Source organism: Shewanella sp. S1-58-MNA-CIBAN-0166, from assembly GCF_040310085.1.
Taxonomy (GTDB): Bacteria; Pseudomonadota; Gammaproteobacteria; order Enterobacterales; family Shewanellaceae; genus Shewanella.
Window position 1 is genome coordinate 1 of sequence record NZ_JBEOPN010000048.1, and the last position, 26980, is coordinate 26980.

General features: G+C 36.6%; 21 protein-coding genes and 2 pseudogenes. 20 read left to right on the forward strand and 3 right to left on the reverse strand.

Annotated elements, in window-relative coordinates:
- Positions 1-304 precede the first annotated feature (304 nt).
- Genes AAEY99_RS20095 through AAEY99_RS20105 form a run of 3 tightly spaced genes read right to left on the reverse strand, consistent with a single transcriptional unit; the run spans position 305 to position 3438 of the window.
- On the reverse strand, positions 305-697 hold the full coding sequence (locus AAEY99_RS20095; RefSeq protein WP_351011747.1) for a hypothetical protein: 393 nt from the start codon (positions 695-697) through the stop codon (positions 305-307).
- Positions 697-2787 carry a bifunctional diguanylate cyclase/phosphodiesterase gene (locus tag AAEY99_RS20100; RefSeq protein WP_351011749.1) on the reverse strand — a complete coding sequence of 697 codons (2091 nt, stop codon included), beginning with the start codon at positions 2785-2787 and terminating at the stop codon, positions 697-699. Before AAEY99_RS20100 ends, AAEY99_RS20095 begins: the two co-directional genes overlap by 1 nt.
- A 27-nt stretch (positions 2788-2814) precedes the next feature.
- Positions 2815-3438: a transglutaminase-like cysteine peptidase gene (locus tag AAEY99_RS20105; RefSeq protein WP_351011751.1), complete on the reverse strand. Its 624-nt coding sequence runs from the start codon at positions 3436-3438 to the stop codon at positions 2815-2817.
- 1921 nt (positions 3439-5359) lie between these two features.
- On the opposite strand from AAEY99_RS20105, the gene AAEY99_RS20110 reads away from it, so the two are divergent.
- The 20 genes and pseudogenes from AAEY99_RS20110 (at position 5360) to AAEY99_RS20200 (ending at position 26223) form a co-directional block, all read left to right on the forward strand.
- Positions 5360-6526 (forward strand): nucleotide sugar dehydrogenase, encoded by a 1167-nt coding sequence (locus AAEY99_RS20110; RefSeq protein ID WP_351011752.1) that lies wholly within the window; start codon positions 5360-5362, stop codon positions 6524-6526.
- 18 nt (positions 6527-6544) lie between these two features.
- The gene (wecB, locus tag AAEY99_RS20115) at positions 6545-7684 is read left to right on the forward strand and encodes a non-hydrolyzing UDP-N-acetylglucosamine 2-epimerase (RefSeq protein WP_351011754.1); all 1140 of its coding nucleotides are present in this window, start codon (positions 6545-6547) and stop codon (positions 7682-7684) included.
- A 61-nt stretch (positions 7685-7745) separates the two neighbouring features.
- Positions 7746-8984: a UDP-N-acetyl-D-mannosamine dehydrogenase gene (gene wecC, locus AAEY99_RS20120; RefSeq protein WP_351011756.1), complete on the forward strand. Its 1239-nt coding sequence runs from the start codon at positions 7746-7748 to the stop codon at positions 8982-8984.
- Between the two features lie 72 nt (positions 8985-9056).
- Positions 9057-9470 (forward strand): acyltransferase, encoded by a 414-nt coding sequence (locus AAEY99_RS20125; protein WP_351011757.1) that lies wholly within the window; start codon positions 9057-9059, stop codon positions 9468-9470.
- A complete protein-coding gene (locus AAEY99_RS20130; RefSeq protein WP_351011758.1) occupies positions 9463-10611 on the forward strand; it encodes a glycosyltransferase family 4 protein in 1149 nt (382 codons plus the stop codon). Before AAEY99_RS20125 ends, AAEY99_RS20130 begins: the two co-directional genes overlap by 8 nt.
- A gap of 100 nt (positions 10612-10711) precedes the next feature.
- Positions 10712-10846: pseudogene (locus tag AAEY99_RS21825) on the forward strand (hypothetical protein); the annotation flags it as partial.
- A 105-nt stretch (positions 10847-10951) separates the two neighbouring features.
- Positions 10952-11089: pseudogene (locus tag AAEY99_RS21830) on the forward strand (DapH/DapD/GlmU-related protein); the annotation flags it as partial.
- 33 nt (positions 11090-11122) lie between these two features.
- Positions 11123-12343 carry a hypothetical protein gene (locus AAEY99_RS20140; protein WP_351011762.1) on the forward strand — a complete coding sequence of 407 codons (1221 nt, stop codon included), beginning with the start codon at positions 11123-11125 and terminating at the stop codon, positions 12341-12343.
- On the forward strand, positions 12336-13226 hold the full coding sequence (locus tag AAEY99_RS20145) for a glycosyltransferase family 2 protein (protein WP_351011764.1): 891 nt from the start codon (positions 12336-12338) through the stop codon (positions 13224-13226). Before AAEY99_RS20140 ends, AAEY99_RS20145 begins: the two co-directional genes overlap by 8 nt.
- A complete protein-coding gene (locus AAEY99_RS20150; RefSeq protein WP_351011766.1) occupies positions 13223-14479 on the forward strand; it encodes a hypothetical protein in 1257 nt (418 codons plus the stop codon). The genes AAEY99_RS20145 and AAEY99_RS20150 overlap by 4 nt, the downstream gene beginning before the upstream one ends.
- Positions 14469-15551, forward strand: coding sequence for an acyltransferase family protein (locus AAEY99_RS20155; protein ID WP_351011768.1), 1083 nt, complete (start codon positions 14469-14471; stop codon positions 15549-15551). Before AAEY99_RS20150 ends, AAEY99_RS20155 begins: the two co-directional genes overlap by 11 nt.
- 21 nt (positions 15552-15572) lie before the next feature.
- Entirely contained in the window at positions 15573-16514 is a 942-nt protein-coding gene (locus tag AAEY99_RS20160) for an acyltransferase family protein (RefSeq protein WP_351011770.1), read from the forward strand.
- An 11-nt stretch (positions 16515-16525) separates the two neighbouring features.
- Complete coding sequence (locus AAEY99_RS20165) at positions 16526-17260, forward strand: WecB/TagA/CpsF family glycosyltransferase (protein WP_351011772.1); 735 nt, start codon at positions 16526-16528, stop codon at positions 17258-17260.
- An 11-nt stretch (positions 17261-17271) separates the two neighbouring features.
- A complete protein-coding gene (locus tag AAEY99_RS20170) occupies positions 17272-18672 on the forward strand; it encodes an undecaprenyl-phosphate glucose phosphotransferase (protein WP_351011774.1) in 1401 nt (466 codons plus the stop codon).
- 722 nt (positions 18673-19394) lie between these two features.
- Positions 19395-20606 (forward strand): outer membrane beta-barrel protein, encoded by a 1212-nt coding sequence (locus tag AAEY99_RS20175; RefSeq protein WP_351011776.1) that lies wholly within the window; start codon positions 19395-19397, stop codon positions 20604-20606.
- 7 nt (positions 20607-20613) lie between these two features.
- Positions 20614-21150: a polysaccharide biosynthesis/export family protein gene (locus tag AAEY99_RS20180; RefSeq protein ID WP_351011778.1), complete on the forward strand. Its 537-nt coding sequence runs from the start codon at positions 20614-20616 to the stop codon at positions 21148-21150.
- On the forward strand, positions 21150-23432 hold the full coding sequence (locus tag AAEY99_RS20185; RefSeq protein ID WP_351011779.1) for a GumC family protein: 2283 nt from the start codon (positions 21150-21152) through the stop codon (positions 23430-23432). Before AAEY99_RS20180 ends, AAEY99_RS20185 begins: the two co-directional genes overlap by 1 nt.
- Positions 23429-24163 carry a tyrosine-protein phosphatase gene (locus AAEY99_RS20190; protein ID WP_351011781.1) on the forward strand — a complete coding sequence of 245 codons (735 nt, stop codon included), beginning with the start codon at positions 23429-23431 and terminating at the stop codon, positions 24161-24163. The genes AAEY99_RS20185 and AAEY99_RS20190 overlap by 4 nt, the downstream gene beginning before the upstream one ends.
- Positions 24164-24166: 3 nt before the next feature.
- Positions 24167-24868, forward strand: coding sequence for a hypothetical protein (locus AAEY99_RS20195; protein WP_351011783.1), 702 nt, complete (start codon positions 24167-24169; stop codon positions 24866-24868).
- Entirely contained in the window at positions 24868-26223 is a 1356-nt protein-coding gene (locus AAEY99_RS20200; protein ID WP_351011784.1) for an O-antigen ligase family protein, read from the forward strand. The genes AAEY99_RS20195 and AAEY99_RS20200 overlap by 1 nt, the downstream gene beginning before the upstream one ends.
- Positions 26224-26980 lie beyond the last annotated feature (757 nt).

A 26980-nucleotide genomic window follows, 5' to 3' on the forward strand; every position in this document is an offset into this window, starting at 1 on the left:
GAGAAACACCTGGATCCCCGATAAAAGCATTCGAGGATGACGGGCGGGGAAGCAACGCTCACTATTACGTCATTCCGGCAATGATTTTGAGCCGGAATCCAGGTGTTGTTTTTAAGCTTGAAAGAAAAGTGAAAGTAAAAATCTAATCAAACACCTGGATCCCTGATAACAGATCTCAGGGATGACGGGCGATAGAGTAACACCTCGAACCCGATAAAAAAATTCAAGGATGACGGCTGACAAACACCCACAAAAAAGCCCAATTTAATGGGCTTTCATTATTCTTCAACAAGCAAGTATACGATTAGTTACTAGAGATTGTTCCAGCACCGCCGCCTGAACCGCCGCCGAAGCCTGGGCCGCCTGGTGCTGGTGCAGCACCAAATGCGCCACCACCTGCTGTTTGCGCATCTTCAAGATTCGCAGCAACAATAGCAGGGTCAATACCGTTAGCAACAGCAACCGCTAAAATTTCGTCAGAAGTCATACCTGCAGCAACAGCGGCTTGTATCGCTTCGATAATCAATGCTTCATCGCCATTAGCAGCAATAAACGCATTAGAGAGTTGTGTAGCAGCTTCAGATACAGGAACAGTCTGAGTGCTAGCCGTTAAGGTTTCTGCAGCCATAGCACCGGCAGACATGCCCGCTGTCATTAATGCTGAAACTAATAACAAGGTTAATTTATTTTTGCGCATTATTCTGCCTCGTGGTTTGGTGAATTACTAAAGTAGTTCAGCTGCAATGCACTGATCCATGTACTTGTTGCGTTTGCAGGGATTATTGTACTGAAATTTCGTACAGCATACAATCCATTACCCTGCAAACCATCGATGTTCATGAGTGAAAAGTGTTCACCTATAACAGCCGATTCTACCTGTGGTGCGATGATTTTAATACCAATACCATGACAAATTTGAATCACTGTTTGGACAAAAAAGCGCGTATCAGCTTCTGCTATATCACGTACGTAACTAGGATCAATCTTAATATAATCAATGTTTAAGTTTCTAATATAGCAAAACGAACTCAAACTAGACCCAAAACGTTCAATGGCAATATCAATATCTAATTGTTTTGCTCGGCGAATAAAACTCTCTGTCGATTCAAGCGAAAGCATTGCGCCAGACTCGTTAAATTCATACAAAAGTGGTGGAAGCGTTTTATGCATTTTTTGGTATAAATCAAACAACCAATCGGTAAACACCGGATTATGCAGCGCACGATTACTAATATTAATGGCTACGCGGGTGTGTTCAATGTGTTGCAGCTTATAAAAAATAAAGCACACAACAGCTTGTTCGAGTTCTTGTAACACGCCCAATCTTTCTGCCATGGCAAACACATCTAAAGTCGATAGTGTTTCGCCCGCTATTTTAAAGCGCACAAACGACTCAACATACAAAATAGATTGATTTTCAACCACCACAGGCTGCAACATTAGATCGAATAATTTATCTAACGGAATACACTTAATTGCAAAATCTTTACTATTAGAGTGATTAATTTCGTCTTTAAAATACTGAGTAAACTGGGTCAAAATACCCACCCATTCTTCACGTGAATGATTCTTTTGCATGCCCTTAGCAGAAACCAACCCCATAGGGTTATCAGCATATTGATTATGCACCAGTTGGTTATCTAAACGCATGACCACATCAGCAAAGTCTTCTTGGTGATTTACACGGGTGAGGCTATGTTTTGCAAAGCCATTACTAAAACGCGACGAGCTTTCTATTAAAATACAAGAGGCTATTTGCTGATCGACTTCTTTGGCGGCATCTTCAGTAAGTAAGCTTAAAAAAGCAAATTCTGAGCCTGAAATGCGGTATAAGGTTGCTTCTTGCAAACTATTCATTTGTTCACTAAAAAGCTGCGCACCAGATAAAATATAATCATCACCGCTGCCATAACCATCGTTGTCATTAACCTGCTTTAAAGAGGTCATCGACAATAAACCTAAATAAAAACGGTTGCCGTGTTGCTCATATTCAGCTTGAATTGACTCAAATTTCTTTAACAACGCGCGGCGATTAGGTAAACCAGTATGCGAGTCAATATAAACCTCCTTCGACAAGGCTTCAGCCAATTGAGTTTGTTCATTAAACGAGCGCTGAATATTCTCAATCATGCGGTTAATCGCATTCACAAGCGTGCGTAACTCAGAGGTGAAAGGCTTAATAGGATTAAGCTCAAAGCGCTTTTGAATAACCGACTCAGCCTGTTTTTCAATACTACTCAGTGGGGTCAACACCGCTTTTAGAATAAAGTAAGCACATAACAGTGCAATAACCAGTTGAAATAATGCAGAGGTTAAATTATTAACCGCGTGATCCCATAAACTTTTATATGAGGTACCCGCATGCGATTGCACTTCTAATTTACCTGCAATACGCCAACCATCACTCACTTCACTTGTCATTATCGGAGGATGCAGGGTAAACCAGTTAATAAACCACTGTGGAACAGCAAAATTACCTTGAGGATTATTGCGCTCAAATAAGACTTTGCCGTCCAGGTCGGTAAAAATAATATGTTGGTAATAGCCTGAATCGAAAATAGCATTAGTCATTGTCTCGGCAATCACCAAACCTTCTTCATCCATATAAGGTGATATAGATAAACCTAAACTGTGCGCTGCTCCTTGCGCGTGAGATGCTAACTGTTCATTTAAATAGCCACGCATGTTCGATACGTTATTATATAACGCTGCTCCGAAGCTAAATATAGATAAACAACCTATCAGCAGATAAAGCTGTAGCCGCAAAGACATTCCTTTTATAAACATTGTTTGCTCCAGATCCTTTTGTAACGATTACTCGCCATTCTCAATACGATTAACTAAGTCAGTCCAACTTTTTGTGCCACTGCTAGTGGGTTTGTTGCTGCCCAACCCTTGTGCCTTTGCTAACCATAACCCTTGACCATTAAATGAATAAATTGGTTTTAAATCTCGTCGTTGGTTAGCGGGTAAAATTTTCGATTTTAAATTATCTAACACTAAAGGCATCGCCTTTGGGTCTTCGAAGTAAATCAACACCATATGAGGCTCGTTAATCAATAACGCACGCACATACATCAGGCGCATTTTGCTCTCATCAACACCCATAGCCTTTAAGGTAAAATACTTAAAGATGGCAAAGTCTTCACAATCGCCACCTTTAGTACCTAACGATTCAAGCGGTGTGGCCCAATAGTCACTTTTATGCCAATGGTCGCTATCACTCACAAATCGAATCCGCCTATTAGCAAATTGATTAGTTAAATTAAGCTTGGCGTAATCGCTCAATGTCACGCCTTCATTTATGGTGTCACGCCAGTCACTAAAATCTTCAACTCTATCTGAGCCATAGCGCTGCTCGACTTGAGTAAAAAAATCAGTGGTAAATAAATCGTCAGTTATGGTGGCAACACACACAGCCGAAAACACCAATGACATAACAAGCCAGTGGCGATATCTATCTATGCAACACAAAACGAGTTTAATACGCAAATCTCACTGCAAATGATAGTTAATGATAACACTGTAATAATTTTACAGAATTTATGCGATAACGATGCATATCATAAGCTAGTTAGTCGTAAAACGACAATAAAATGACGATACAAGCATGTTTTGAGTGTTTTAGTTTACAAGCTAATCTTCCTTAGCCCGAATGCGTGACTAAGTTTATTCACTAAAAGAGATACTCTAGCCGAACTCATATCAATATTGATAATTGACAATGTCAATATATTGGCACGCGAATTGTTATGTAAAGTGTAGTACTAGGTTGTTTATAGGCATTAATGGGATAGCTTGAATGAAAAACGGTTCAAAAATATCGCAAGTAATCGCACGATTTTAATTTAGCTGTTTATAAATTTTATTTATAAACAGCAGCTTAAGGTTACCTATATTTTTTTAATATTGGTTAGTTTCTTTAAAATTGATTTGCGATAAAACTTGGTGTTTGGATCTTTTATCAGCACAAAAATAGTGCAGATGGTAAATCAAGCCACATTATGGTGCATAAAAGTCTCTATCAAAAAGATACCGATATAAACCACTGACAGACTGTTTAATGAGCAAGTTTACGGTAGAGGTCTCTTGTAAAGATGCTTATTGTTACTAGTACTAAAGGAGTGAATATGTACAAATTTACGTTTAAATTGAGCTTGAATGACGAAAAAATGACGATTACAATAAAGCTGTCAAAAAACTGTCATTAAATTACCGTATACATTATAATTATCGACTTATTTATGAGGATTGACGTAAAACAGAAAGTAGAAAGGGAAATTTTAAGCAAGGCATGACGCCAACGATAACTGTGTTGAAGCTAATAAAAATATATTTTTGCTTCATTAGTTTACCGATGCAACCTCAGCTGATTGTTTTTTCCTGCAGTCTCCTACGACATCAATTCAGGTGTAAGGCCTTGTGCTAAATAACCTGTTAGATGCTAAAACTGGTTAAGCTAAAAATTGACATGGTCGACATGTTAGATATAAAAAACAAAAAACCAGTTAAAGATGTCCAGTAAACATCTTGAGGGAGCCTTTCTACTGTTTCGTTCTGAAACGTCAAACCCCAACAGATCAAAAATTTGAAACGTTTGTCAGCAATCTAGAAGCTGTAATCTAGTGGCGGTAGCGTGTCTTTTTTTAAGTAAAACACACGCAGACATCCCATAAACTCGTCATGCTAGAACCTAGAACCTAGAACCTAGAACCTAGAACCTAGAACCACCCGCACGTCATCCTCGAATACTTTAATCGGGGATCCAGGTGTTGCTTTAAAGGCACGTCATCCTCGAGTGCTTTAATCGGGGATCCAGGTGTTGCTTTAAAGGCTCGTCATCCTCGAATACTTTAATCGAGGATCCAGGTGTTGTTCTAAAAGCTCGTCATCCTTGAATACTTTAATCGGGGATCCAGGTGTTGCTTTAAAAGCTCGTCATCCTCGAATGCTTTTATCGGGGATCCAGGTGTTGTTCTAAAGGCTCGTCATCCTTGAATACTTTAATCGGGGATCCAGGTGTTGCTTTAAAAGCTCGTCATCCTCGAATGCTTTTATCGGGGATCCAGGTGTTGTTCTAAAGCTCGTCATCCTCGAATGCTTTAATCGGGGATCCAGGCGTTGCTTTAAAGGCTCGTCATCCTCGAGTGCTTATATCGAGGATCCAGGTGTTGTTCTAAAAGCTCGTCATCCTCGAATACTTTAATCGGGGATCCAGGTGTTGCTTTAAAGGCTCGTCATCCTCGAGTGCTTATATCGGGGATCCAGGTGTTGCTCAGATTTTAGAATCTATTACCTAGCACCTTCCCCTACAAAATACGCATTAAAACCAATTTACGATCAACAGGAAGTTTACAAGATGAAAATTGCCATCGCAGGGACTGGTTACGTTGGACTATCCAATGCAATGTTACTGGCACAACACAATGAAGTTGTCGCAGTAGATATAATAGAAGAAAAAATTGCCTTACTTAACGACAAAAGCTCACCAATAGCCGACACAGAAATCGAAGACTTTCTAGCAAATAAAAAGCTAAATTTTACAGCAACGTTAGATAAACATGCAGCTTATAAAGATGCCGATTTTGTTATTATTGCAACCCCGACAGACTACGACCCAAAAACCAACTACTTTAATACCTCATCAGTAGAGTCTGTTATTAACGATGTCATCAACATTAACCCTAGTGCGGTGATGATCATTAAATCTACCGTACCCGTTGGTTACACTGAACGAATTAAACAAGAATTTTTAAGTGACAACATTCTGTTTTCGCCAGAATTTTTACGCGAAGGCAAAGCACTGCACGACAACTTATATCCGTCACGTATTATTGTTGGCGAACAAAGCGACCGTGCACATACCTTCGCTAACTTGTTACTGCAAGGTGCGATTAAACAAGACATTGAAGTATTGTTTACTCAGTCAACCGAAGCAGAAGCGGTTAAGTTATTTTCAAATACTTACCTGGCACTTCGGGTCGCTTACTTTAACGAGTTAGACACCTACGCAGAAGCACACGGCCTCGACAGTAAACAAATTATCGATGGAGTCTGCTTAGACCCACGAATAGGCAGTCACTATAATAATCCATCATTCGGTTATGGTGGATATTGTTTACCAAAAGATACCAAACAATTACGTGCAAACTATGCTGATGTGCCAAATAATTTAATTAGTGCAATTGTTGACTCAAATACCACTCGTAAAGACTTTATTGCCGAATCGATTCTAAAGCGTAACCCTAAGGTAGTCGGTATCTATCGTTTAATTATGAAGTCTGGCTCAGACAATTTCAGGTCGTCGAGTATTCAAGGCATCATGAAACGGATTAAAGCCAAAGGGGTAGAAGTCATCATTTATGAACCTGTACTAGAACAAAACGAGTTCTTTAATTCTAAAGTTTATCGTGATCTCAAACAGTTTAAAGCCGACGCCGATGTGATTGTGTCAAATAGATCTGCCGAAGAATTAAGTGATGTTGCTGAAAAAATGTATACCAGAGATTTATTTGGTAATGACTAAAAATCAAAGGAATTTATAATGTTGAAAGTATTATCTGTATTTGGCACAAGGCCAGAAGCGATAAAGATGGCGCCGCTGGTCAAAGCATTAGAAATTGACCAAGGTATTGAAGCAAAAGTATGTGTTACGGCTCAACACAGAGAAATGCTTGATCAAGTATTAAACTTATTCGACATAAAACCAGATTACGACCTAAACATCATGAAGCCTGGTCAGACACTTTATGACGTAACGACTAATATTTTGCTTGGCTTAAAACCGGTATTAGAAGAGTTCAAGCCAGATATCGTTTTAGTACATGGCGATACAGCAACAACGTTATCAACCAGTTTAGCGGCATATTATCAACAGATCCCCGTAGGCCATGTAGAAGCTGGATTAAGAACCGGCAATATTTACTCTCCTTGGCCAGAAGAAGGCAATCGTAAATTAACCGGTGCCATTGCAACTTTGCATTTTGCACCTACCGAAGCTTCATTAAATAACTTATTAAATGAAGGTGTAAAACAAAACCAAATATCCACAACGGGTAATACTGTTATAGATGCTTTGTTCATTATAAAAAATAAACTGGATACAGAAGCTGACCTAAATGCAGCTTTGGCGGCACAATACCCAGTAATTGATAAAAAGAAAAAAATGATCTTAGTAACTGGCCATCGTCGCGAAAGTTTTGGTGGTGGATTTGAACGTATATGCGAAGCTTTAGTCGAAATTGCTGGACAACACCCAGAATGCCAAATCATATATCCGGTACATTTAAACCCAAACGTGCGCGAACCGGTTAATCGTATCCTGAAAAATGTTAATAATGTCCATTTAATCGAACCTTTAGATTATCTCCCTTTCGTGTATTTCATGAACCAAGCTCACATTCTACTAACTGATTCTGGTGGTATACAAGAAGAAGCCCCATCACTGGGTAAGCCTGTTTTAGTCATGCGCGATACAACAGAGCGTCCTGAAGCTGTCAACGCAGGTACGGTAAAACTGGTTGGTACAGACAAGCAAGTTATCATTGATGCAGTTGAAAGCTTATTGGTTAATAAAGATGAATACCGCGCAATGAGCCGAGCACATAACCCTTATGGTGATGGTAAAGCTTGCGAGCGGATCATTGACAGTATTAAACAGCATTTTGCTAATAAAACTAATTAATCAAGCTGTTTAAATATTAACTACATTTTCATACATATCAAATTCGTTTTAAGGAATAGTCATGTCGTTCAAAAAGGTTTCTGTTATTGGTTTAGGCTATATTGGTTTACCAACTGCTGCAGTTTTAGCATCTCGCGGTTTAGAAGTAGTTGGTGTTGATGTCAATCAACAAGCCGTTGATACAATAAACGAAGGGCGTATTCATATTGTAGAACCGGATCTAGACATCGTCGTTCGTGGTGTAGTGACTACCGGAAACCTTAGAGCAACAACAATCCCAGAGCCAGCAGAAGCATTTATGATTGCCGTGCCAACTCCCTTTAAAGAAGGTCATGCGCCAGATCTTAAATACATAGAAGCGGCGGCAAAAGCCATTGCGCCTGTATTAGAAAAGGGCAACTTGGTTATTCTAGAATCGACATCGCCAGTTGGTGCAACAGAAAAACTATCCGCTTGGTTAAAGGAGGCTCGTCCTGACTTATCTTTCCCACAAGACTTAGGTGATAGTGCGGACATCAAAATTGCGCATTGTCCAGAACGTGTTTTACCTGGTTATGTATTGCAAGAATTAGTTTCTAATGACCGTGTTATTGGTGGAATGAGCAAAGCCTGTAGTTTGAGAGCGGTGGAACTCTATGAAACATTTGTCCGTGGCGAATGTATTATCACCAATGCGCGTACAGCTGAAATGGCAAAACTTACTGAAAACTCGTTCCGTGACGTCAATATTGCTTTTGCTAATGAATTATCTGTTATTTGTGACAAGCTTAAAATCAATGTGTGGGAGCTGATTAAACTGGCTAATCGTCATCCTCGAGTCAATATCTTAAGCCCTGGTCCTGGTGTTGGAGGCCACTGTATCGCGGTTGACCCATGGTTTATTGTGGATAGCTGCCCAGAAGAAGCTAATATTATTCGTCAAGCTCGTTTAACTAACGACGCAAAGCCTCATTACGTTATCGCGCAAATTGAAAAAGCGGCAGACGAATTTAAACGTCCTGTTATCGCGTGCTTAGGTTTAGCATTTAAAGCTGATATAGACGATCTTCGTGAAAGCCCTGCATTACAAATTGTTGATCAATTAGCATTAAAAAATATTGGCCAACTTATTGCGGTGGAACCAAATGTACAATATCTACCTGAAAAATTAATAAATGCGGGTGTTGAACATGCAACGTTAGAAGCTGCACTAGAAAAAGCAAACATCATTGTTGTGCTTGTTGATCATAAGCAATTTAAAGCTGCCGACAAAATGCAGTTTGCAACTAAGGTTGTTATTGATACTCGTGGTATTATTTAATAAATAAAATCATAATAAATTATCTTACTATTTAAATAGTATTAGTTATTTGCAAATAAAGGTCGAAACATTATGATGCGATTTTTAAGGCGTTTCATACTTGAACTTAGAATTAAATATTTAAAAAATATATATGGAATGAATATATCTAAAGGAGTTCTTTTGTCTAGTAAGTGTAATTTAGATAAAACAAATCCTAAAGGTGTATATATTGGTGAGGATTCCTATATTGCTTTTGGTGCTACCGTACTTACTCATGATTTTGTAAGAGGATTTCATGCAGATACCAAAATAGGAAAGAAATGTTTCATTGGTGCTAATTCTTTAATTTTACCTGGTGTTAAGATCGGAGACAACTCTATAGTTGCAGCTGGTAGTATCGTAACGAAGAGTATACCTAATAATTGTATTGTTGCAGGTAATCCTGCTAAAGTAATAAGAGAAAATATAAAAACAAAAAAATATGGAAAATTAACAAATGACTAATCTTAAAGTCCTCCATATTGTAACTGATTACCCTGATCACACAAATTATAATCATACAAAAGCAGTAAAAAATTTATTAGTAGCTACTCAAAATGAAATTAAACATGAAGTAATAGCTTTAAGGAGATTAAAAAAAGCTAAAATAGTTTATGAAAGATTTAATGAATATATTTATTTTCAAACACCTTCTTTTCCATTTGGGTTTTTTCATATTTCAACTTCATTTTTATATGCAGTCATTTTATCAAATATTTTAAGAAAAGAATGTATTCAATTCGACATTATACATGCTCATAAATTAACAATTGATGGTTTAGTAGCTTTTTTTCTATCTAAAATTACCGGCGTTAAATATGTACTAAGTATTAGAGCTGATACAGATTTGAAGTTTATAAACAATAAACCTTTTAGTCGATGGTTATTTAGAAAGGTATATAAAAACGCGAATCATATATTTTGGGTTAGTGCCTGGGCAAAAAATACAATTAATAGTAAATTGAAATACAAAGCAGTAAATGAAAGTAATTTAGCAAATATTGTAACTGCTAAAAGCTCTAGTTATGAGTTTTTAGATAAAAAAATAGTAATTTCAAATAGATTTATATTTGTTGGAAGATTGGAATCAGCAGAAAAAAAGGGTTTGTTAGATCTTATTAAAGTTATGAGGTTTTATCCTAAGTTAAGTTTAGATATATATGGTCCATCGACAAGTCTCATTAATGAAAAAATTCTGAAATATATAAAAGATAATAATGTTGAGACGCAAATCAATCTTATGGGGTCTCTTTCTAAAGAGGAATTAATATCGAAATACAAAAGCTACTCAGCATTACTTATGCCAAGTCAAAACGAAACATTTGGTATGGTCTATGCGGAAGCTTTATTAAACTGCTTGCCTATTCTATGTTGTGAAAAATCAGGTATTGATGGCTATCTTGAAGGCAGTCAATATTTTAAAAAAGTTACATTTGGTGATTTAGAAGGCATTAAAAAGTGCATTCAACAATTTGATGAAAATCAATATAAAATTAAAAGTCAATTAATCAATGATCGAATTAATGGTTTGCTAGATATTTTTGAAACTAATAATATTAAAAAAAATTATATAAGTAGGTTAGAAAATGCTCAAGAAAATATTTAAATTAATAGCATATTGGTTTTATTTGACACTCCCCATTCATTTGCCAGCAAACTATAGACCGCTAGGTCATTTTTTTCGTTCTATTAGATCACTAAACGCAATGTTTTTCCTTGATTATCACGGCGGCAACTTGAACATTGAGAAAGATGCAAAATTTTCACCATATATCCGTGTTGGTCGTAAATCTATGCTCGGTGAGAATTGTAGAATTTACAAAGGCGTTGAGATAGGTGAAAATGTGTTAATGGGGCCAGATGTTAAAATCTACACAAAAAATCACATAATTAGTAATAGAGATATCCCTATCAACCAACAAGGTGAATCTTTTAATAAAGTTATTATTGAAGATGATGTTTGGATCGGGGCTAATGTGATCATATTACCTGGAGTAAAAATAGGAAAAGGTGCTGTTATTGGAGCTGGTTCGATAGTAACAAAATCAGTAGATGAATATAAAATTGTATGTGGTAATCCTGCTGTGATTAAAAGCACTAGATAAGGCTTTAATCTTATGAAAAGTAGAATAATTATATCTGTATTTAATCAAGGATTATTGAGCTTATTTAACTTATTACTCAGTATTTATTTTATAAAAAAAATGGATTTTGAAAGTTTTGGACATTATAGTTTAATATTTGCAATAGGCATGACTTTTATTTCATTTCAGAATTCATTGATTGTAACCCCAATGGCTATAAGGACGAAAAAAAGAGTTTTATCAGGCTTGTCAAAGTATACTCCTTTTTATAATTCATCTGAATTCATATATCTTATTTTGATAATAATATTTTCTATTTTAATAGTAAGCTTCATAGATTTAAGTAGTAAAGATGTAAGCTGTTACTTAGTTGCATATTGTTTGAGAGATTATTTGAAATCTTTATTGTTAATTGAATTTAAAGTGGTGTTCGCGCTTGTGTCGGATATTGTTTTTATCATATTATCGATTTTGTTTTTAATAATAAATTTTTATTTTTTCCTGTTTACACCAAGCAGTGCATTATTTAGTCTTGGTTCTGCATCTCTTTTATCCTCTATTTTATTATTGGTCTTTTCTGATATTAAATTTAATTTTATATTTGATTTTTTTAAGCTATATAGATTTTACAAGGTCAAAGTTTGGAGCATTTCTAAGTGGGCTAGTATTGGTGTAATAGTTACTGAAATTCATAGTAGAATATATATCTTTGTTTTAACTATATTTTATCCGACAGAAATATTAGGGCTGGTACAGGCTGCTAGAGTTTTTTTTGGCCCACTAAATCTATTGCTAAATGGTTGGATTAGAGTTGCCCGAAATCATTTCACTTCTATGCTAGGTGTAAAGAAATATGAAGATTTTTATAGTTTTTATTATTTAAGTATCTTTTTTGTTATAGCTATAAACTTTATGGTCCTTTGTTCAATGTATTTTTTTTGGGCCTTTATTGAAAATTACATATTCAGTGGAACAGAACATGATATGTTTTTAACTGTTTTCTTATGGGGATTATGTGTTGGTATCATTCAATTGAGAATGGTTGTTACAACTGCATTGCAAGCATTCGCTATATTTAAGATACAGACATATTTTAACTTAGTCGCTGGTGGCGTAACCGTCTTTGCTGCTTTTTTGATAGTTTATTTACTTGATTGGAAATTTATGCCTCTTTCAATAGCTTTTGGTGAATTAGTTTTACTTTCTATTTCAACCGTTTATTTGCAAAAATTAAAGAGGGTTAATAATGGATAACAATTCAATCACTGTTGCAATTTGTACTTATAAACGAATGTTTTTATCCAATACGATTCAGAGTGTAATTGAATCAGTTAAAAGAGCTAATTCATATGTTACAATTGTCATTGTAGATAATGATTTAGAAAAATCAGCGTTATGTATACTAGCTGAATTTAATGGAAGTGAACATTATAGTATCAAGTATTATAATGAACCTTCTGTCGGAGTTGTAAATGCTAGAAATAAAGTAATTTCAATTGTCGATACTGATTGGTTGATATCCATTGATGATGATGAAGTTGTTGATATTAACTGGTATGAAAATTATCTAACTCTCGTTAATGACTGTAAAGTAGAATTTGATGCCGCTGTTGGACCTGTTATTACCCAATATCCTGACTTTGTAAATAAAACAATAATTAATTCAAAAATTCATGACAGGAAAGAATACTCCCATCTAAAAAAGATTAGTCATGGCGCTACGAACAACTGTCTTTTGAGAGTTTCATTGATAAAAGATAATCAATTAAATTTTGACATCAAGTTTAATTTTACTGGCGCTGAGGACTCTGATTTTTTCGAAAGATTTAATCTGTATGGAAAAATTATCTGGAATAATAAATCTATAGTCTATGAGCCTTTGACTAGAGAGCGGTCAACTGAATCATGGATATTCAACAGATTATACTGTAACGGCAAGAACTATGGTGTTAGAAAGATAATACGGAAAGGTCATTTCTATCGTTTTTACCTTTTCTTTAGTTCTGTGATAAAATTAATTCAACATATGACGACGATGTTATTTTTCATATGCTCAAAGTCAAAAGTTTTTAGAATGAAATGTGAAGTTTTAAGAGATTTAGGCAGGATTTCCTCATCTATAAGTGGTGTTAAGTGAATTTTTATATTTTTATTGAAAGATGGGGTTTACTCTTAATTTTATTATATTGCTGTGGTATTTTTAGCCCTGATTTATCACCTAAAGTGCAGCTTTTAGATCTCGATTTAAACTCACTATCGGAGACTAAGTCAGGTAGTGATTTTTTGAAACAGATATTTTGGCTTGCTCTGGCTTCATTATATGCAATTATTGCTTATATAAATAAAGCTAAAGTTGATTATATAATAATTATTAGGTCAATGTTTGTTCCATTTTTATTTCTAATTACTACTATTTTCATTTGCACTCTTAGTCTTATTTGGTCAGATTTTATTTTAGTAACATTTAAAAGAACTATTTTTCAAATAATACTTTTTTGGGTATTAGTGCAAGCTTTTATTTTTTGTTATCTGCAAAGTAATTTAGTTTCGACGTTTAAATATTTATGCTATTTGACAATATTAATGATTTTCGCCTCAATTATTAATGGTTCAGGAATAAACCCTTACATGGAACTTGCTGGATTTACAAAGTCAAAGAATACTATGGGAGCTGTATTAGGGGTTGTATTTATCATATCGCATTTGGTTTTATCATATTACAATCTAGTTAGAAAAAGTAAGTATCTTCTTTGTGTAGTACTGTTGTTATTATTATTTACCTTTAGTAAAACATCGATAATATTAGTCTTTATGTATTTATTTCTATCCTTTTTTTCTATTTTAAAGATTAGGTTTTTTTTAACTTTATCTTTTTTTTCTATCATTGTCGTATTTATATTAATCCCTTTTGTTACTTATTTATTTGGTACAATTTGGCACATAGGACTTATTGTTGAACCAGAGTTTATGACTGGTAGAGGGGTCATTTGGGATACTATTTATTATGATTTAGATTATTTTAATAAGTTAACTTTAGGTTATGGTTATGGAAGTTTTTTTGGTACGTCTTCAACACCTTACTTTTTTGATAACCAATATAGTTTCTTAAGGTTTATTAATTCATCACATAATGGCTATATTGAACTAATTACTCAAGTAGGTATTCTTAGTCTTTTTGTAGTATCTATTCTAATGTTTATTACATACTTTGCTAATTCTAAGTTAACTATTTCCGCTGTGAGTTTTCCTATTTTTTATAATATTTCAGAACCTGCCATATTGCGTGATCAACATATAGTGTGGGTAATGTGCTTATTGTTAATTTGTTTTGCATCAGTATTTAATAATAAAGGTTTAAAACCATCATTGAGAGGTCGTTTTGATTGTTAATAAAAAAAAACCAAGGCTAGTTTGGTTAGATTCTTTACGTGGATTTGCTATATTGTTTTTAATAGTTATGCATTATATTGGTGCTGTTGAGTCAAGAGGCTTAGTTTCACCTGAAATAGTTGAATATATTAAATCCATTTTTAGAGTCGCTACACCACTGTTTATTACAGTTTTTGGGTTCACTATCTCCTATATCTTTTATGGTAAGGTATCTGAGCCGAAGGGGTTAAAGAAGTTAATATTATGGAGTTTTAGGCGTCTTCCTAAAGTACTACTTGGTAGAGAGGTGATCGTACTACTTTATTCATTCTCTCATCCTGAACAATTAACTAGTTTAATTGATGTTCTCTTATATAAACAGTTTTCTCAAGCTGGTGAGATTTTAACTTTTTATTTTCTTGCTATCTTGCTGACTCCTTATGTTTTATATTTTATTTTTAATAACAGGTTGGTAGTTACACTTCCAGTTTTTTCTATCCTTTACATATCATCTTATTTGATAGGTATTAATTATTCGACAGATGATAATGGCGCTCTTTTTAGATTGTTTTTTTATGATGTTTATCCTTTTTTTCCTTTTTATTGCTGTGTGATTTTTGGTATATATTTAGCAATTCTGTATTTTAAAATTGAAAGTGATAAAAAACGCTTAGTATATTTTTTTGTATTATCACTATGTATGATGTCAATTGGATTGTTTTATCTAAATTCGCTAACGTCAACTTTACTTCAAGATTTGTCATCAGCATATTTCAAAGCACCTCCACATCCGGCTTATTTGCTATTGTATATTGGTGGGGCAATATTCATATCAACATTAATAGGTTTGAGTGTAAGTAGTAAATTTTTTCCTACTTCTCTTAAATATGTTTTAAGTATAATTGGAAAGAACTCATTGTTAGCTTATGTCCTTCACTACTTACTTCATTTCACTGTACCAATTACATTATTTTTTATAGGTAATAAAAATACATATTTTGAGGTGTTGATTTTCATAGGTATTTTGTTTTTAATATTTTTTTTATTACAAAAAATGACTAATTACAAGGCAAATGAAGGGCGTGTAGTGTGACTATACTTTTTAAGGTGATTTGTGTCTGAAAGAAATTTAAGTCTTGACTTTTTTAAACTAATATTTTCTTTGATGGTTGTCGGAATTCATGTCAGGATATTTGAAGATGTTAATATAACTTTAAATTTTTTTCTTGTTGAAGGTGTTTTTCGTATTGCTGTTCCATTTTTTATTATCGTGAATGGCTATTATTATCATTCTCTAACGAGGACCCAAAAGTTATCGTGGTTTCGACGTGTTTTTGGTTTGTATATATTTTGGAGTGTTTTATTTTCTATTTACTGGTTTGATTTAGATAAGCCTTTACTTACCATGTTTAATGTCTTTTTTGGTTATTATCACCTTTGGTACGTTGTAAGTGTTTTTTTGTGTGGAGTTACTTTTTACTTAATAAATGTTTTTAAATTTAATAATGCATCAATGTTTTTTTTATTTTTGTACGCAGTGGGCTGCACTATCCAATATTATTTTAGTCTTTATAATACTTCATTTTCTTTAGTTGTTGAGGGGAAGGATAATACTTATTGGTTGTATAGAAATTTTGTTTTTTTCTCTTTGCCCTTTTTTTATTTAGGTGCTTTTATTAAAAACTATACTGTTAATGTTAAAGTTAACTTATCATTCCTATCTAAATTTATTCTAATTTCGTTAGGTTTGTTTTTTTTGGAGGTGACTGTAAACTATTTGAATTCCGCATCCAGAGGCGGAGATATGTATTTTTCTTTAATATTTGTTGCTCCTTTATTGTTCCTGTTTTCTTTGAATTTAAGAATGATTTCAAACTTTAAATTCTTAGGTTTGCTTTCTTCTGGAATATATTTCGTTCATCCATTTTTTATTATGACTTACCGAAAAGTATTTGATTTCGATACGTCTCAACTTTATTTTTTCTCTCTTTTATCTTCAGTAGTCATAACTTTGGTTCTGATCGAGATAAATAAAAAGTTAAAATTTATACTTTAAAAGGACAACTAGTGAAAAGAATTGAGTTTTTAAGATCTCCTATGGATATAGCATCCATGTCAGGAACTGTAAAGTTTATCGAAACTAAAATAGACAAAGGTGAATTTCTACAGCATGTAGTCGTCAATGTTGCCAAAATAGTCAATATGCAGAAAGACGCCCAGTTAGCTGACTCTGTAAATGCATGTGATGTGATCAACATCGATGGTATGGGAGTTGTTTTTGGTGCTCGATTCTTAGGGCATGATGTACCTGAACGAGTAGCTGGCGTTGATTTATTTCATGAGTTACTGAAAATGAGTGCCAGGCGTGATTTTCCTGTGTTTCTTTTGGGAGCAACAGAAGATGTAGTAACTAAAACCACAGAGAAAGTTCAAATGCTTTATCCAAATTTGAAGGTCGTTGGCTTTAACGATGGTTACTTCTGGGATGATGAAGAAGCCGTTGTGAATAAAATTCGTCAGTCAGGTGCAAAGTTGTTATTTGTAGCAATAACGTCACCTAAAAAAGAGAATTTCATAAATAAATGGCAAGACAAGCTAGGGGTTGATTTTGTAATGGGCGTGGGGGGCACATTTGATGTAGTTGCTGGTAAGGTGAAACGTGCGCCGATATGGATGCAAAATGCGGGTTTAGAATGGTTTTATCGTGTGTTACAAGAACCCGGCCGTATGTGGAAACGATATCTGGTTACAAACTCAAAGTTTGCTTTTTTACTATTAAAAGAAAAGTTCTTTACTAAATAAGATGATTAATTATGGATTCGCAAAAAGCACTGGATGTTGAAAAAGATAGTTATACATTGTTATATCGATTTATTGATATCTTAATTATTGTTATTTGTTTCAACTTCGCACTTGTATTATATGGGGCAGAATTTTCCAAAGATTACTTAATTGTATTGATTTTCACCTTACTTGTTTATTCCTATTTGTCAGAATCATTTCAGCTGTATCGATCTTGGCGAGTTGGAAAGTTTTCAAGAATGATAGGCTCCTTGTTTTTGGTTAAGCTTTTTTGTTTTTTAATTGTCGCATCTTGTTTGTTTCTCCTTAAAGAATCTGAATCGTTCTCTCGTATTATTATTGTTGGTTGGTTTACATTATCAATTATATCATTGATGACGTGGCGATTTATTGCTAAATGGATCAAAACAATTCGAAGACGGTCCGGATTAGGTTTTCAAGATGTAGCTATAGTAGGTTTAACATCGACAGGTATAAGTCTCTATCGTGAAATAATAAAAAACTATGAATTAGGATTTAAATTTGTTGGTTTTTTTGATGATAGAGAACCAAAACGACTAGGTGGTATGCAAACTAACCTTATCGAAGGTGGAGTTAATGAAGCTGTTGAATTAGCCAAAAGTGGTAAAATACAAAAGTTGTATATTTGCTTACCCATGGTAGCAGAAAAACGAATTGCTGATATTATTGAACAGCTTGGAAATACCACAGTTGATGTGTTGATTACCCCTGATTTTTTACTCAAAAACTTGATGCACGCGCGTATTGGCAATGTGGGTGATGTTGATACTATCAGTGTTTTCGAATCACCAGTAAACGGTATGAGACGTTTTTACAAAAGAACTTTCGATATAATCTTCAGCTTAACCGCCATTTTAGCTCTATCGCCCGTGTTAGTGATTATTGGTGCTGCAATTAAACTTAACTCACCTGGCGCTGTCATTTTTAAACAAGATCGATATGGCTTAGATGGTCGTAAGATTAAAGTGTGGAAGTTCCGCTCAATGAGCGTAACGGAAAACAGTGATGTTGTTACACAAGCGACTAAAGGCGATGCCCGCATTACTAAAGTTGGTGCTTTTTTACGAAAAACATCTTTGGATGAGTTACCGCAATTTTTTAATGTGTTTAAGGGCGATATGTCAGTAGTGGGTCCTCGTCCACATGCAGTGGCTCACAACGAGGAATATCGGAAATTAGTCACTTATTACATGTTACGTCACAAGGTGTTGCCAGGTATTACTGGTTGGGCACAAGTTAATGGCTGGCGTGGTGAAACAGATACCTTGGATAAGATGGAAAAACGAATTGAGTTCGACTTAGCCTATATCCGCAATTGGACCCTGTGGTGGGATGTAAAAATTGTTTTTATGACTATTTTTAAAGGCTTTGTTGGTAAGAACGTTTATTGATTTTAAAGTTAAGAGCAACACCTGGATTCCCGATAAGAGATCTCGGGAATGACGGGCGAGAGCATTCCGGTAATGTTTCTACTTACGTCATTCCGGTAGTGTTTCTGAGCCGGAATCCAGCCTTTGTCTTTAAAGAATAGAGCAACACCTGGATTCCCGATAAGAGATCTCGGGAATGATGGGCGAGAGCATTCCGGTAGCGTTTCGTCTACGTCATTCCGGTAGTGCTTCTGAGCCGGAATCCAGCTTTTGGCTTTTAAGAATAGAGCAACACCTGAATTCCCAATAAGAGATCTCGGGAATGACGGGCGAGAGTTATTAAGCATGACGGGCGAGAGCATTCCGGTAGCGTTTCGTCTACGTCATTTCGGTAGTGTTTCTGAGCCGGAATCCAGCTTTTGGCTTTTAGAATAGATCAACACCTGGATTCCCGATAAGTGACCTCGGGAATGACGGGCGAGAGCATTCCGGTAATGTTTCTACTTACGTCATTCCGGTAATGTTTTTGAGCCGGAATCCAGCTTTTGGCTTTTAAGAATAGAGCAACACCTGTATTCCCAATAAGAGATCTTGGGAATGACGGGCGATAGGGTATTCCGGTAGACATTTTGATCCGGAATCAAAGAATTAGCTAAAATTAAACTGAACTGAATAGAATAAATCGATATGATTGTCTATTTGTTCTAATTCCCACATGTATTTATTTTATAAGGATATAAATCATGAATGTACCGTATAAGTTAAGTTGTATCGCTACAGTGGTTGCTGCAATAGTGGTAGCGAACCCGGTGTCTGCTGCAGATGAAAAAGCTGGCGTTATTCGCACTGAATCTGGTGTCGATTTTACTCCGGGTTTAAACAGTGGCCTGAAATATGATGACAACATTACTAGTGCAAGTGCTTCAGCTGATAAGCTAGATAGTTGGATTTTAACGGTGACTCCTGCAGTTCAAGCCCAGCTAATTGACGGCAGCAGTGTTTTTACCCTTGATGCGGGCATCGAGTATGGTGATTATTTTTCTAGTAGCGATGATAATTATTTAGATGCTTTGATCAAGGGTAAAGCAGAGGTTGATGTTAATCAATCTAGGCGATTTGGTCTTGAGGCAACTTACATTTCCGGTCATGAAGATCGCGGTAGCGGGATTTTTGAAGGAAACAGTGGCGCCGATCAGGATGAGCCAAATACTTATGATGTTTCAAGCGTCGGCGGCTTTTATGAATATGGTGCTAAAACTACTCCCGCACGTATTCGAGCCAATGCTAAATACTTAAGTAAAGAGTACAGTAACTTTGAATCTATCACTCAATTTCGTAATTTTGATGACACCACATTAGGTGCCACTTTTTATTATGATACAAGAGCTTCTACCAGTATTTTTATTGACTTTCAAAACGTAGGCACTGTTTATGAAGTTGTCGATCCTACTGGCGATCGTGATAGTACTACTAATACTGCAAGAGTAGGTGTTGAATGGCTAGCATCTGCTTCGACGGAAGGTAGCATTGGTATAGGTTACCAACGTAAAGGCTTTGATAATGATACCCGTGAAGACTTTAGTGGTTTATCGTGGGACGCTAAAGTGACCTGGACTCCGTTAACCTATTCTGCTTTTGATTTTTCTACTGGCAGAGCTAGTCGAGACCCTAATGGCGCGGGTGACTTTATTAGAGGCACTAGTTATGGGGTCAAGTGGCATCATGAATGGAGCGAACTGTTTACCTCTTCTGTTGGGTTCAAACAAGTAAACGATGACTATACTGGTGTCGAACGTGAAGACAAAAGTAAAATTTACCAATTTGGCCTTAATTATTACGTAACACGTTGGTTAACCTTAAACACTGGTGTCGATATTATTGAGGTTGATTCTACTGACAATCAATATGCTTTTGATCGAAACGTGTACTTTATTAAAGCTGAAATGACACTGTAGGAAGGCCATGAAATATTTAGCACCAATTTTATCAGTCATATTTTTTCTGTCATTGGCAATATTGCCAATGACAGTCATTGCTGAAACACAGAATTACCGTTTAGGTGCTGGTGATACCATAGTGATTAAAGTATATGGTGAAGAAGCATTAACACTCGAAACTCAAATAACCAATAGCGGGACTATTAATTATCCTTTTTTAGGATCGTTAAAATTAATTGGTTTATCGATTAAAGAAGTTGAACAAATTGTTTATAACGGCTTAAAAGGCGATTACTTTGTTGAGCCTAACGTTTTTGTTGGCATGATATTATATCGACCCTTTTACATACACGGTGAAGTTAAACAACCGGGAGGATATCCTTATCAACCAGGGATGACGGTCAATCAAGCTGTTGCTCTCGCTGGTGGACTTACGGAGAGAGCATCAGAAGATAAGATAGCTATTTCTCGCGAAGGCAGCAAAGTCGAGTCTGAGCGCGGCACTATTAATAGTGCTATTCAGGCAGGCGATACTATTACAATAGAACAGAGATTTTTTTAATGAGCTTCCAAGAAAGACGACAAAGTGCTTCTCCAGGCAATTTACTGAGTCCTGCAGTAACGCAAATGGATCAGCTTATCGATGTAAAAAAACTGCTTCTACCACTATTACGTTTTAAGTGGCGCATTTTAGCATTTTCATTATTAGTGACTGCGTTAACCATATTTGTGGTGTTAAGCATGACACCAATTTATAAGGCTTCATCGACGTTATTGATAGAATCCGAACAAGCAAAAGCGATTAAAATTGACGAAGTGTATGGTATTAATTCTGGCCAGCAAGAATATTATTTAACCCAGTTTGAGATTATCAAGTCGCGCAGTATTGCCGAACGAGTTTTTAATGAATTGGATTTAATCAATCATCCTGCTTTTAACCAGCCTCCAAGTTGGTTTTCTGAGATTAAATCGCAGTTAAATTTTATCCCTGAAGAAGTTGCTACGGCTGCTGATAGCCAAATTAGCCAAGATATAGCCAAGCATAAATTGATTGATAGTTTCGCTCAAAATATCAATGTATCTCCGGTGCGTAAAACCCAACTAGTGAATATTAGTTATGAAAGCTCAGATTCACAACTTGCTGCACAGATAGCAAATGTTGTCGGTGATACTTATATTTTAAGCCAGTTAGAAGCCAAATTGGGTATGACTCAAAAAGTGAATACTTGGTTAGGCGGTCGCTTAGAAGACTTACGTATAAAGCTGGATGAGTCAGAGAAACGATTAGAGCAATTTAAATTAATAAATGGATTAATTGACGTTGAAGGGGTGACAGCATTAGACGCCAAAGAGTTAGAACGTTTAAGTGATGAGATTACCGTTGCCAGATCACGTAAGGCCCAAGCTGATAGCTTTATAGCGGTGGTGAGGCGTTACGGTGCCACTGACATTAGTCGTCTAGAAAGTTTACCCGAGGTGACCTCGCATTTATCGATTCAAAACGTTAAACGTGAAGTGGTATTGGTTGAGCGTAAAGTGTCTGAGCTACAACAGGTGTATGGCCCTAAACATCCAAAGATGATTGCTGCACAAGCCGAACTGAATACGGTGCAACAGAATTTACACAAGCAAATAAGTCGTTTAGTACAGGGTATAGAAGATGAAGCCCAAACTGCAGCCCAAACACTGCAAGCGTTAGAAGCGCAGTTCAGTAATGCTAAAGGCGCGTTTCAAAATTTAAGTACCACAGACACCGATTATCAACGCTTATTACGTGAAGTGGATACCAATAGGCAGTTATTTGATACTTTTTTAGCTCGTCAAAAAGAAACTGCGGTTACAGGTGATTTCGATTCACCTGTTGCACGTTTTACCGACCGTGCAGTAGTACCGTTGTTACCAGAAAAGCCTAAAAAGAAAGTGATTGTTATTTTAGCGTTTATGGCAAGTTTAGGTTTTGCGATGGTATTAGTGTTAGTGCTGGATGCATTAAATGACACCATTAAAACCAGCGATGATGTTGAAAAACTTTTATCGCAAAGAGCGTTAGGTTATGTGCCTAAAGCCAAAAAAGGGACTAGTTATGAAGATATTAACTTTGCCTTTTACGATGCGAGTTTACCCTTACATGCAGAGGCCGTGAGGACGATACGAACATCAATGTCATTAATGGCTATGGGCAGTGAACTTGCTACTATTGAAGTGACCTCCTCTAATCCTAATGAGGGTAAAACCACCACGTCAATGAATATTGCGTTCGCCTATTCGACCATGGAGAAAGTGTTAATTATTGATGCTGATTTACGTAAATCAAGCTTAGGTATGCGCTTTGGTTTACCTACTTACCAGCCTGGGCTTGCTAATGTATTGTCGGGTACCGACAGTGTGCATAACTGTATTGTAAAAGAGGTTAAACCTAACGTTGATGTGATGCCTGCTGGTGCAGTGCCGTTAAATCCGCAAGAGTTATTAGCATCAGGCCAATTTGCAGAACTGTTGGCTGAGTTGAAAACTCAATACGGTAAAATTATTATTGATACACCGCCGGTACATGCGGTAAGTGATGCACTAATTATTACCTCGTTGTGCGATGCTACAGTATTGGTTGTTAAAGCTGGTCATACTCGTAGCGAAGCGATTAAGATGACATTAGCTAAGTTAAACCAGGCGCGCAGTAAAGTGTTTGGCGTAGTGTTAAATCAATTCAACACTAAAGATGCCCAGCGCTACCAAGGTGATTATGGTTATTACCAGGCCTATGGTGCCGACTATGCCATTAAACAGCCAGCCGGCAATAACAAAGGTAATAGTAAAGAAAACAGTAAGGAAAACACCAAGGCATGATTGATTTGCATTGCCATATATTACCCAATATTGATGATGGGGCTAAATCAATTGACGAAGCCATTGCTTTGGTGGCTCTAGCCTCCGAGCAGGGGGTGTCACGTATGGTGGCGACTCCTCATATTCACTTGGGTATTTATGACAATAACTTACAATCAATTAATGCTGCTTATCGTTTGTTGTGTGACGCGTTGGCGTTAACTAATATAGATATACAATTGCGCGCAGCTGCAGAGGTAAGGATTTCACCCGAAATCATGCTGTTTATTGAGCAACAGCAATTGCCTTTTGTAGGCCGTTACCAGCAAAAAGATGTGTTGCTGCTAGAACTGCCTAGCAGCCATATTCCACCGGGTACCGACAAGCTGATTAGTTGGTTACTCGCCAAAAATGTATTACCCATGATTGCTCACCCAGAGCGAAACCGAGAGTTGCAAGTACATCCGGATAGGATTATGCCTTTTGTAAATGCTGGGTGTTTGTTGCAATTAACCGCTGCATCTCTGACTGGTGATATGGGACCTAGCCCACAGCAATTGAGTGAGTATCTTTTGAAGAAAAAGTTATATTCTATAGTCGCCTCTGACTGTCATTCGCTAAATAGGCGTCCTCCTAAAATTGCGTTAGCCTACGATGCCATAAGTCAGTTAGTTGATGAGGACTATGCTTATTCGATGACGACAGCAATGCCGGATAGTATTTCCAGTTCGTTATTTGAACAGACGAGGTAGTGAATGAGTAAGTTTGCTTGGTCTGCAAGACGTGCGACATATGCACTTATTATTTTAGTTCTACTGGGCTTATTGCCTATTTTGTTACAAAAAGGTTTGGCCAATGCCTACTATTTTAAATCACGTTTTTACATTGAACAGTGGCAAAGTGGCAATACACCGACATCATTACAATATTCGAATGCGTTATTGGCTGCCGACTATGCGGCTAAAATTGATGATCAGAATCCACATTATTTGCTCACGCTAGTGAAAGTGATGGAGTGGGGCGCTTTTTCACAATTAGTTACCCCCAATAATAAGGTATTTAACCAGCTTTACCGCGATGCGATTAATCAACGACCAACATGGCCAAATGCTTATAGCGATTATGCCTATAATCTAGCCTTTATTCAGCATGACTTAGCAGCAGCTTGGCCTTATTTACAGCAGGCACTCCACTATGGCCCCTATACACCTGAAGTGTTGCATCAAATATTAGCGATAGGGTTTGCTCATTGGCCATCTTTAACGGCGACGCAAAAACAGTTGGTGTTTAGCACTGCAAAGATTGCTGCAATGGCCAATTGGACTATGCGCAACGATTTAAAAATGCTTGCTTTACAATATCAATTAACGCCGACTATGTGTACCTACTTCAAGTACTTACCTTTGGATGTTAACCAAAATAATACTACATGGATTGAAAAGGATATGTGCCGGTAATGGATGATCGTATACGTAGCTCTCAGTTTTTTGGGGTGTTTGATCGCGTGATGATATTGGCAATATGCACATTGATTGTGTGGATGCCGATTCCGTTAGGCAGTAATCGTATTTGGGCCTTAGCCATTTTAGAGTTTGTTATCGTAATACTTGCTATTAGCCATGTGGTGTATTGTTTTAAACATAATGCACTCTTATTACGATTTCGTTGGCAAAAACATTTACTGATCCCAACCGGAATGATGCTGGCCTATTTGTGTTTGCAGATCTTGAATTGGATCCCCGCTATTAATACGGTTGATGCTTATCAAACCGCTCAGCAACTATTAAAAACATTCTGTTATAGCCTGTTTATTTTGTTATTAACACAATACTTTCAACACGCTATAGCACTTCGTTGGTTATTGATTGCGATTATCGTTTCAGGTTGCTTACAGGCATTTTACGGCACCTTGATTCATTTATTACAACTCGATGTATCACCTATATTTGGTTACCTCGATGGCGATAGAGCAAGAGGCTCGTTTGTTTATCAAAATCACTTCGCTAATTATTTGGCGTTATGCCTTTCTATCGCGTTTGGTTGGTTGCTATCAGAGCTTAAAACCAGCAAGAAAGAGTTCGATTTGCGTGCAATGATGATTGACTTACTATCGACATTATTCAGTCGAAAACTGATCCTTCGCTTATCCATTGTGATTATGGTGATAGGCTTAATTTTAAGTCGCTCACGAATGGGTAACGCTGGCTTCTTTACTGCACTGGGTGTTGTATCACTATTGTCGATGTTTATTTATCGTCGACCGCCAACGTTATTTAAGCCTTTTGTGGTGAGTATTTTCATTCTTGATTTGCTCATTGTCGGCTCAATTTTTGGGGTAGATAAACTAAAACAGCGTTTAGACGATACCTCTTTTAGTTCAGAAACTCGTGATGAAGTGGTGATGGATAGTCTTCCCATCATCCAAGAACACTTGTTCACGGGTACTGGGGGAGGGAGTTTCTATACTGTTTTCCCACAATACCAACCTCAGTTTTATTCTGGTTTTTATGACCATGCCCATAACGAATATATTCAGTTTGTTGTTGAGTATGGGATTGTAATGACAGCCATTTTAGGCTTATGGGTGTTGTATGCATTTTGGTTAGCGTGTCGAACCATGTATTTGCGCAATAATAAACTTTATAAAGGGGTCGCCTTTGGTTGTGCAATGGCCATTGTGCACATGTTATTGCATATTTCAGTCGACTTTAACCTGCAATCACCTTCGAATACTTTACTGTTTTTAACCATCTTAACCTTATGTTGGTTAGTGCGTTATTTACCTGCTGATACTCACAAAATAGCAAGATAATCGGAAACCCGGTGTTTCTCTATGTCGTCATCCTCGAGTGCTAGTTATATGAAAGCGAAGAGGGATAACGGTTTAAGGGACGCTTCGCCAACAGAATCAAGGTCCTAGGTTCAGCGCCCGTCATCCTCGAGATCTGTTATCGGGGATCCAGGTGTTGTCTTTGTGCCTTTGCATTTTCGCCGTCATCCTCGCATGTTTTTATCGGGGATCCAGGTGTTTCTTTTGATTTTTGTCTTGAATATTTAAACTCAAGACCTGGATTCCGGCTCAAAAGCATTGCCGGAACGACGTAGTAGGAAGCAATATCGGAACGACGCGATATTGGTTGTTACTGGACGAAGTAGTGGCTGCTGAATGCCCAACTCGCCCGTCTTCCCTGAGATCTGTTATCAGGGATCCAGGTGTTGTCTTTGTGCTTTTGCGTTTTCGCCGTCATCCTCGAATGTCTTTATCGGGGATCCAGGTGTTTCTTTTGATTTTTGTCTTGAATATTTAAACTCAACACCTAGATTCCGGCTCAAAAGCATTGCCGGAACGACGTAGTAGGAAGCAATATCGGAACGACGCGATATTGGTTGTTACTGGACGAAGTAGTGGCTGCTGAATGCCCAACTCGCCCGTCTTCCCTGAGATCTGTTATCAGGGATCCAGGTGTTGTCTTTGTGCTTTTGCGTTTTCGCCGTCATCCTCGAATGTCTTTATCGGGGATCCAGGTGTTTCTTTTGATTTTTGTCTTGAATATTTAAACTCAACACCT

Bases quoted from the DNA above. Each gene is read 5' to 3' on its own strand.
- wecB (WP_351011754.1), top strand. From the start codon at position 6,545: ATGTTGAAAGTATTATCTGTATTTGGCACAAGGCCAGAAGCGATAAAG.
- AAEY99_RS20175 (WP_351011776.1), top strand. From the start codon at position 19,395: ATGAATGTACCGTATAAGTTAAGTTGTATCGCTACAGTGGTTGCTGCA.
- wecC (WP_351011756.1), top strand. From the start codon at position 7,746: ATGTCGTTCAAAAAGGTTTCTGTTATTGGTTTAGGCTATATTGGTTTA.
- AAEY99_RS20170 (WP_351011774.1), top strand. From the start codon at position 17,272: ATGGATTCGCAAAAAGCACTGGATGTTGAAAAAGATAGTTATACATTG.
- AAEY99_RS20125 (WP_351011757.1), top strand. From the start codon at position 9,057: ATGATGCGATTTTTAAGGCGTTTCATACTTGAACTTAGAATTAAATAT.
- AAEY99_RS20145 (WP_351011764.1), top strand. From the start codon at position 12,336: ATGGATAACAATTCAATCACTGTTGCAATTTGTACTTATAAACGAATG.
- AAEY99_RS20195 (WP_351011783.1), top strand. From the start codon at position 24,167: ATGAGTAAGTTTGCTTGGTCTGCAAGACGTGCGACATATGCACTTATT.
- AAEY99_RS20095 (WP_351011747.1), bottom strand. From the start codon at position 697: ATGCGCAAAAATAAATTAACCTTGTTATTAGTTTCAGCATTAATGACA.
- AAEY99_RS20140 (WP_351011762.1), top strand. From the start codon at position 11,123: ATGAAAAGTAGAATAATTATATCTGTATTTAATCAAGGATTATTGAGC.
- AAEY99_RS20190 (WP_351011781.1), top strand. From the start codon at position 23,429: ATGATTGATTTGCATTGCCATATATTACCCAATATTGATGATGGGGCT.
- AAEY99_RS20130 (WP_351011758.1), top strand. From the start codon at position 9,463: ATGACTAATCTTAAAGTCCTCCATATTGTAACTGATTACCCTGATCAC.
- AAEY99_RS20200 (WP_351011784.1), top strand. From the start codon at position 24,868: ATGGATGATCGTATACGTAGCTCTCAGTTTTTTGGGGTGTTTGATCGC.
- AAEY99_RS20185 (WP_351011779.1), top strand. From the start codon at position 21,150: ATGAGCTTCCAAGAAAGACGACAAAGTGCTTCTCCAGGCAATTTACTG.
- AAEY99_RS20105 (WP_351011751.1), bottom strand. From the start codon at position 3,438: ATGTCATTGGTGTTTTCGGCTGTGTGTGTTGCCACCATAACTGACGAT.
- AAEY99_RS20100 (WP_351011749.1), bottom strand. From the start codon at position 2,787: ATGTTTATAAAAGGAATGTCTTTGCGGCTACAGCTTTATCTGCTGATA.
- AAEY99_RS20180 (WP_351011778.1), top strand. From the start codon at position 20,614: ATGAAATATTTAGCACCAATTTTATCAGTCATATTTTTTCTGTCATTG.
- AAEY99_RS20110 (WP_351011752.1), top strand. From the start codon at position 5,360: ATGAAAATTGCCATCGCAGGGACTGGTTACGTTGGACTATCCAATGCA.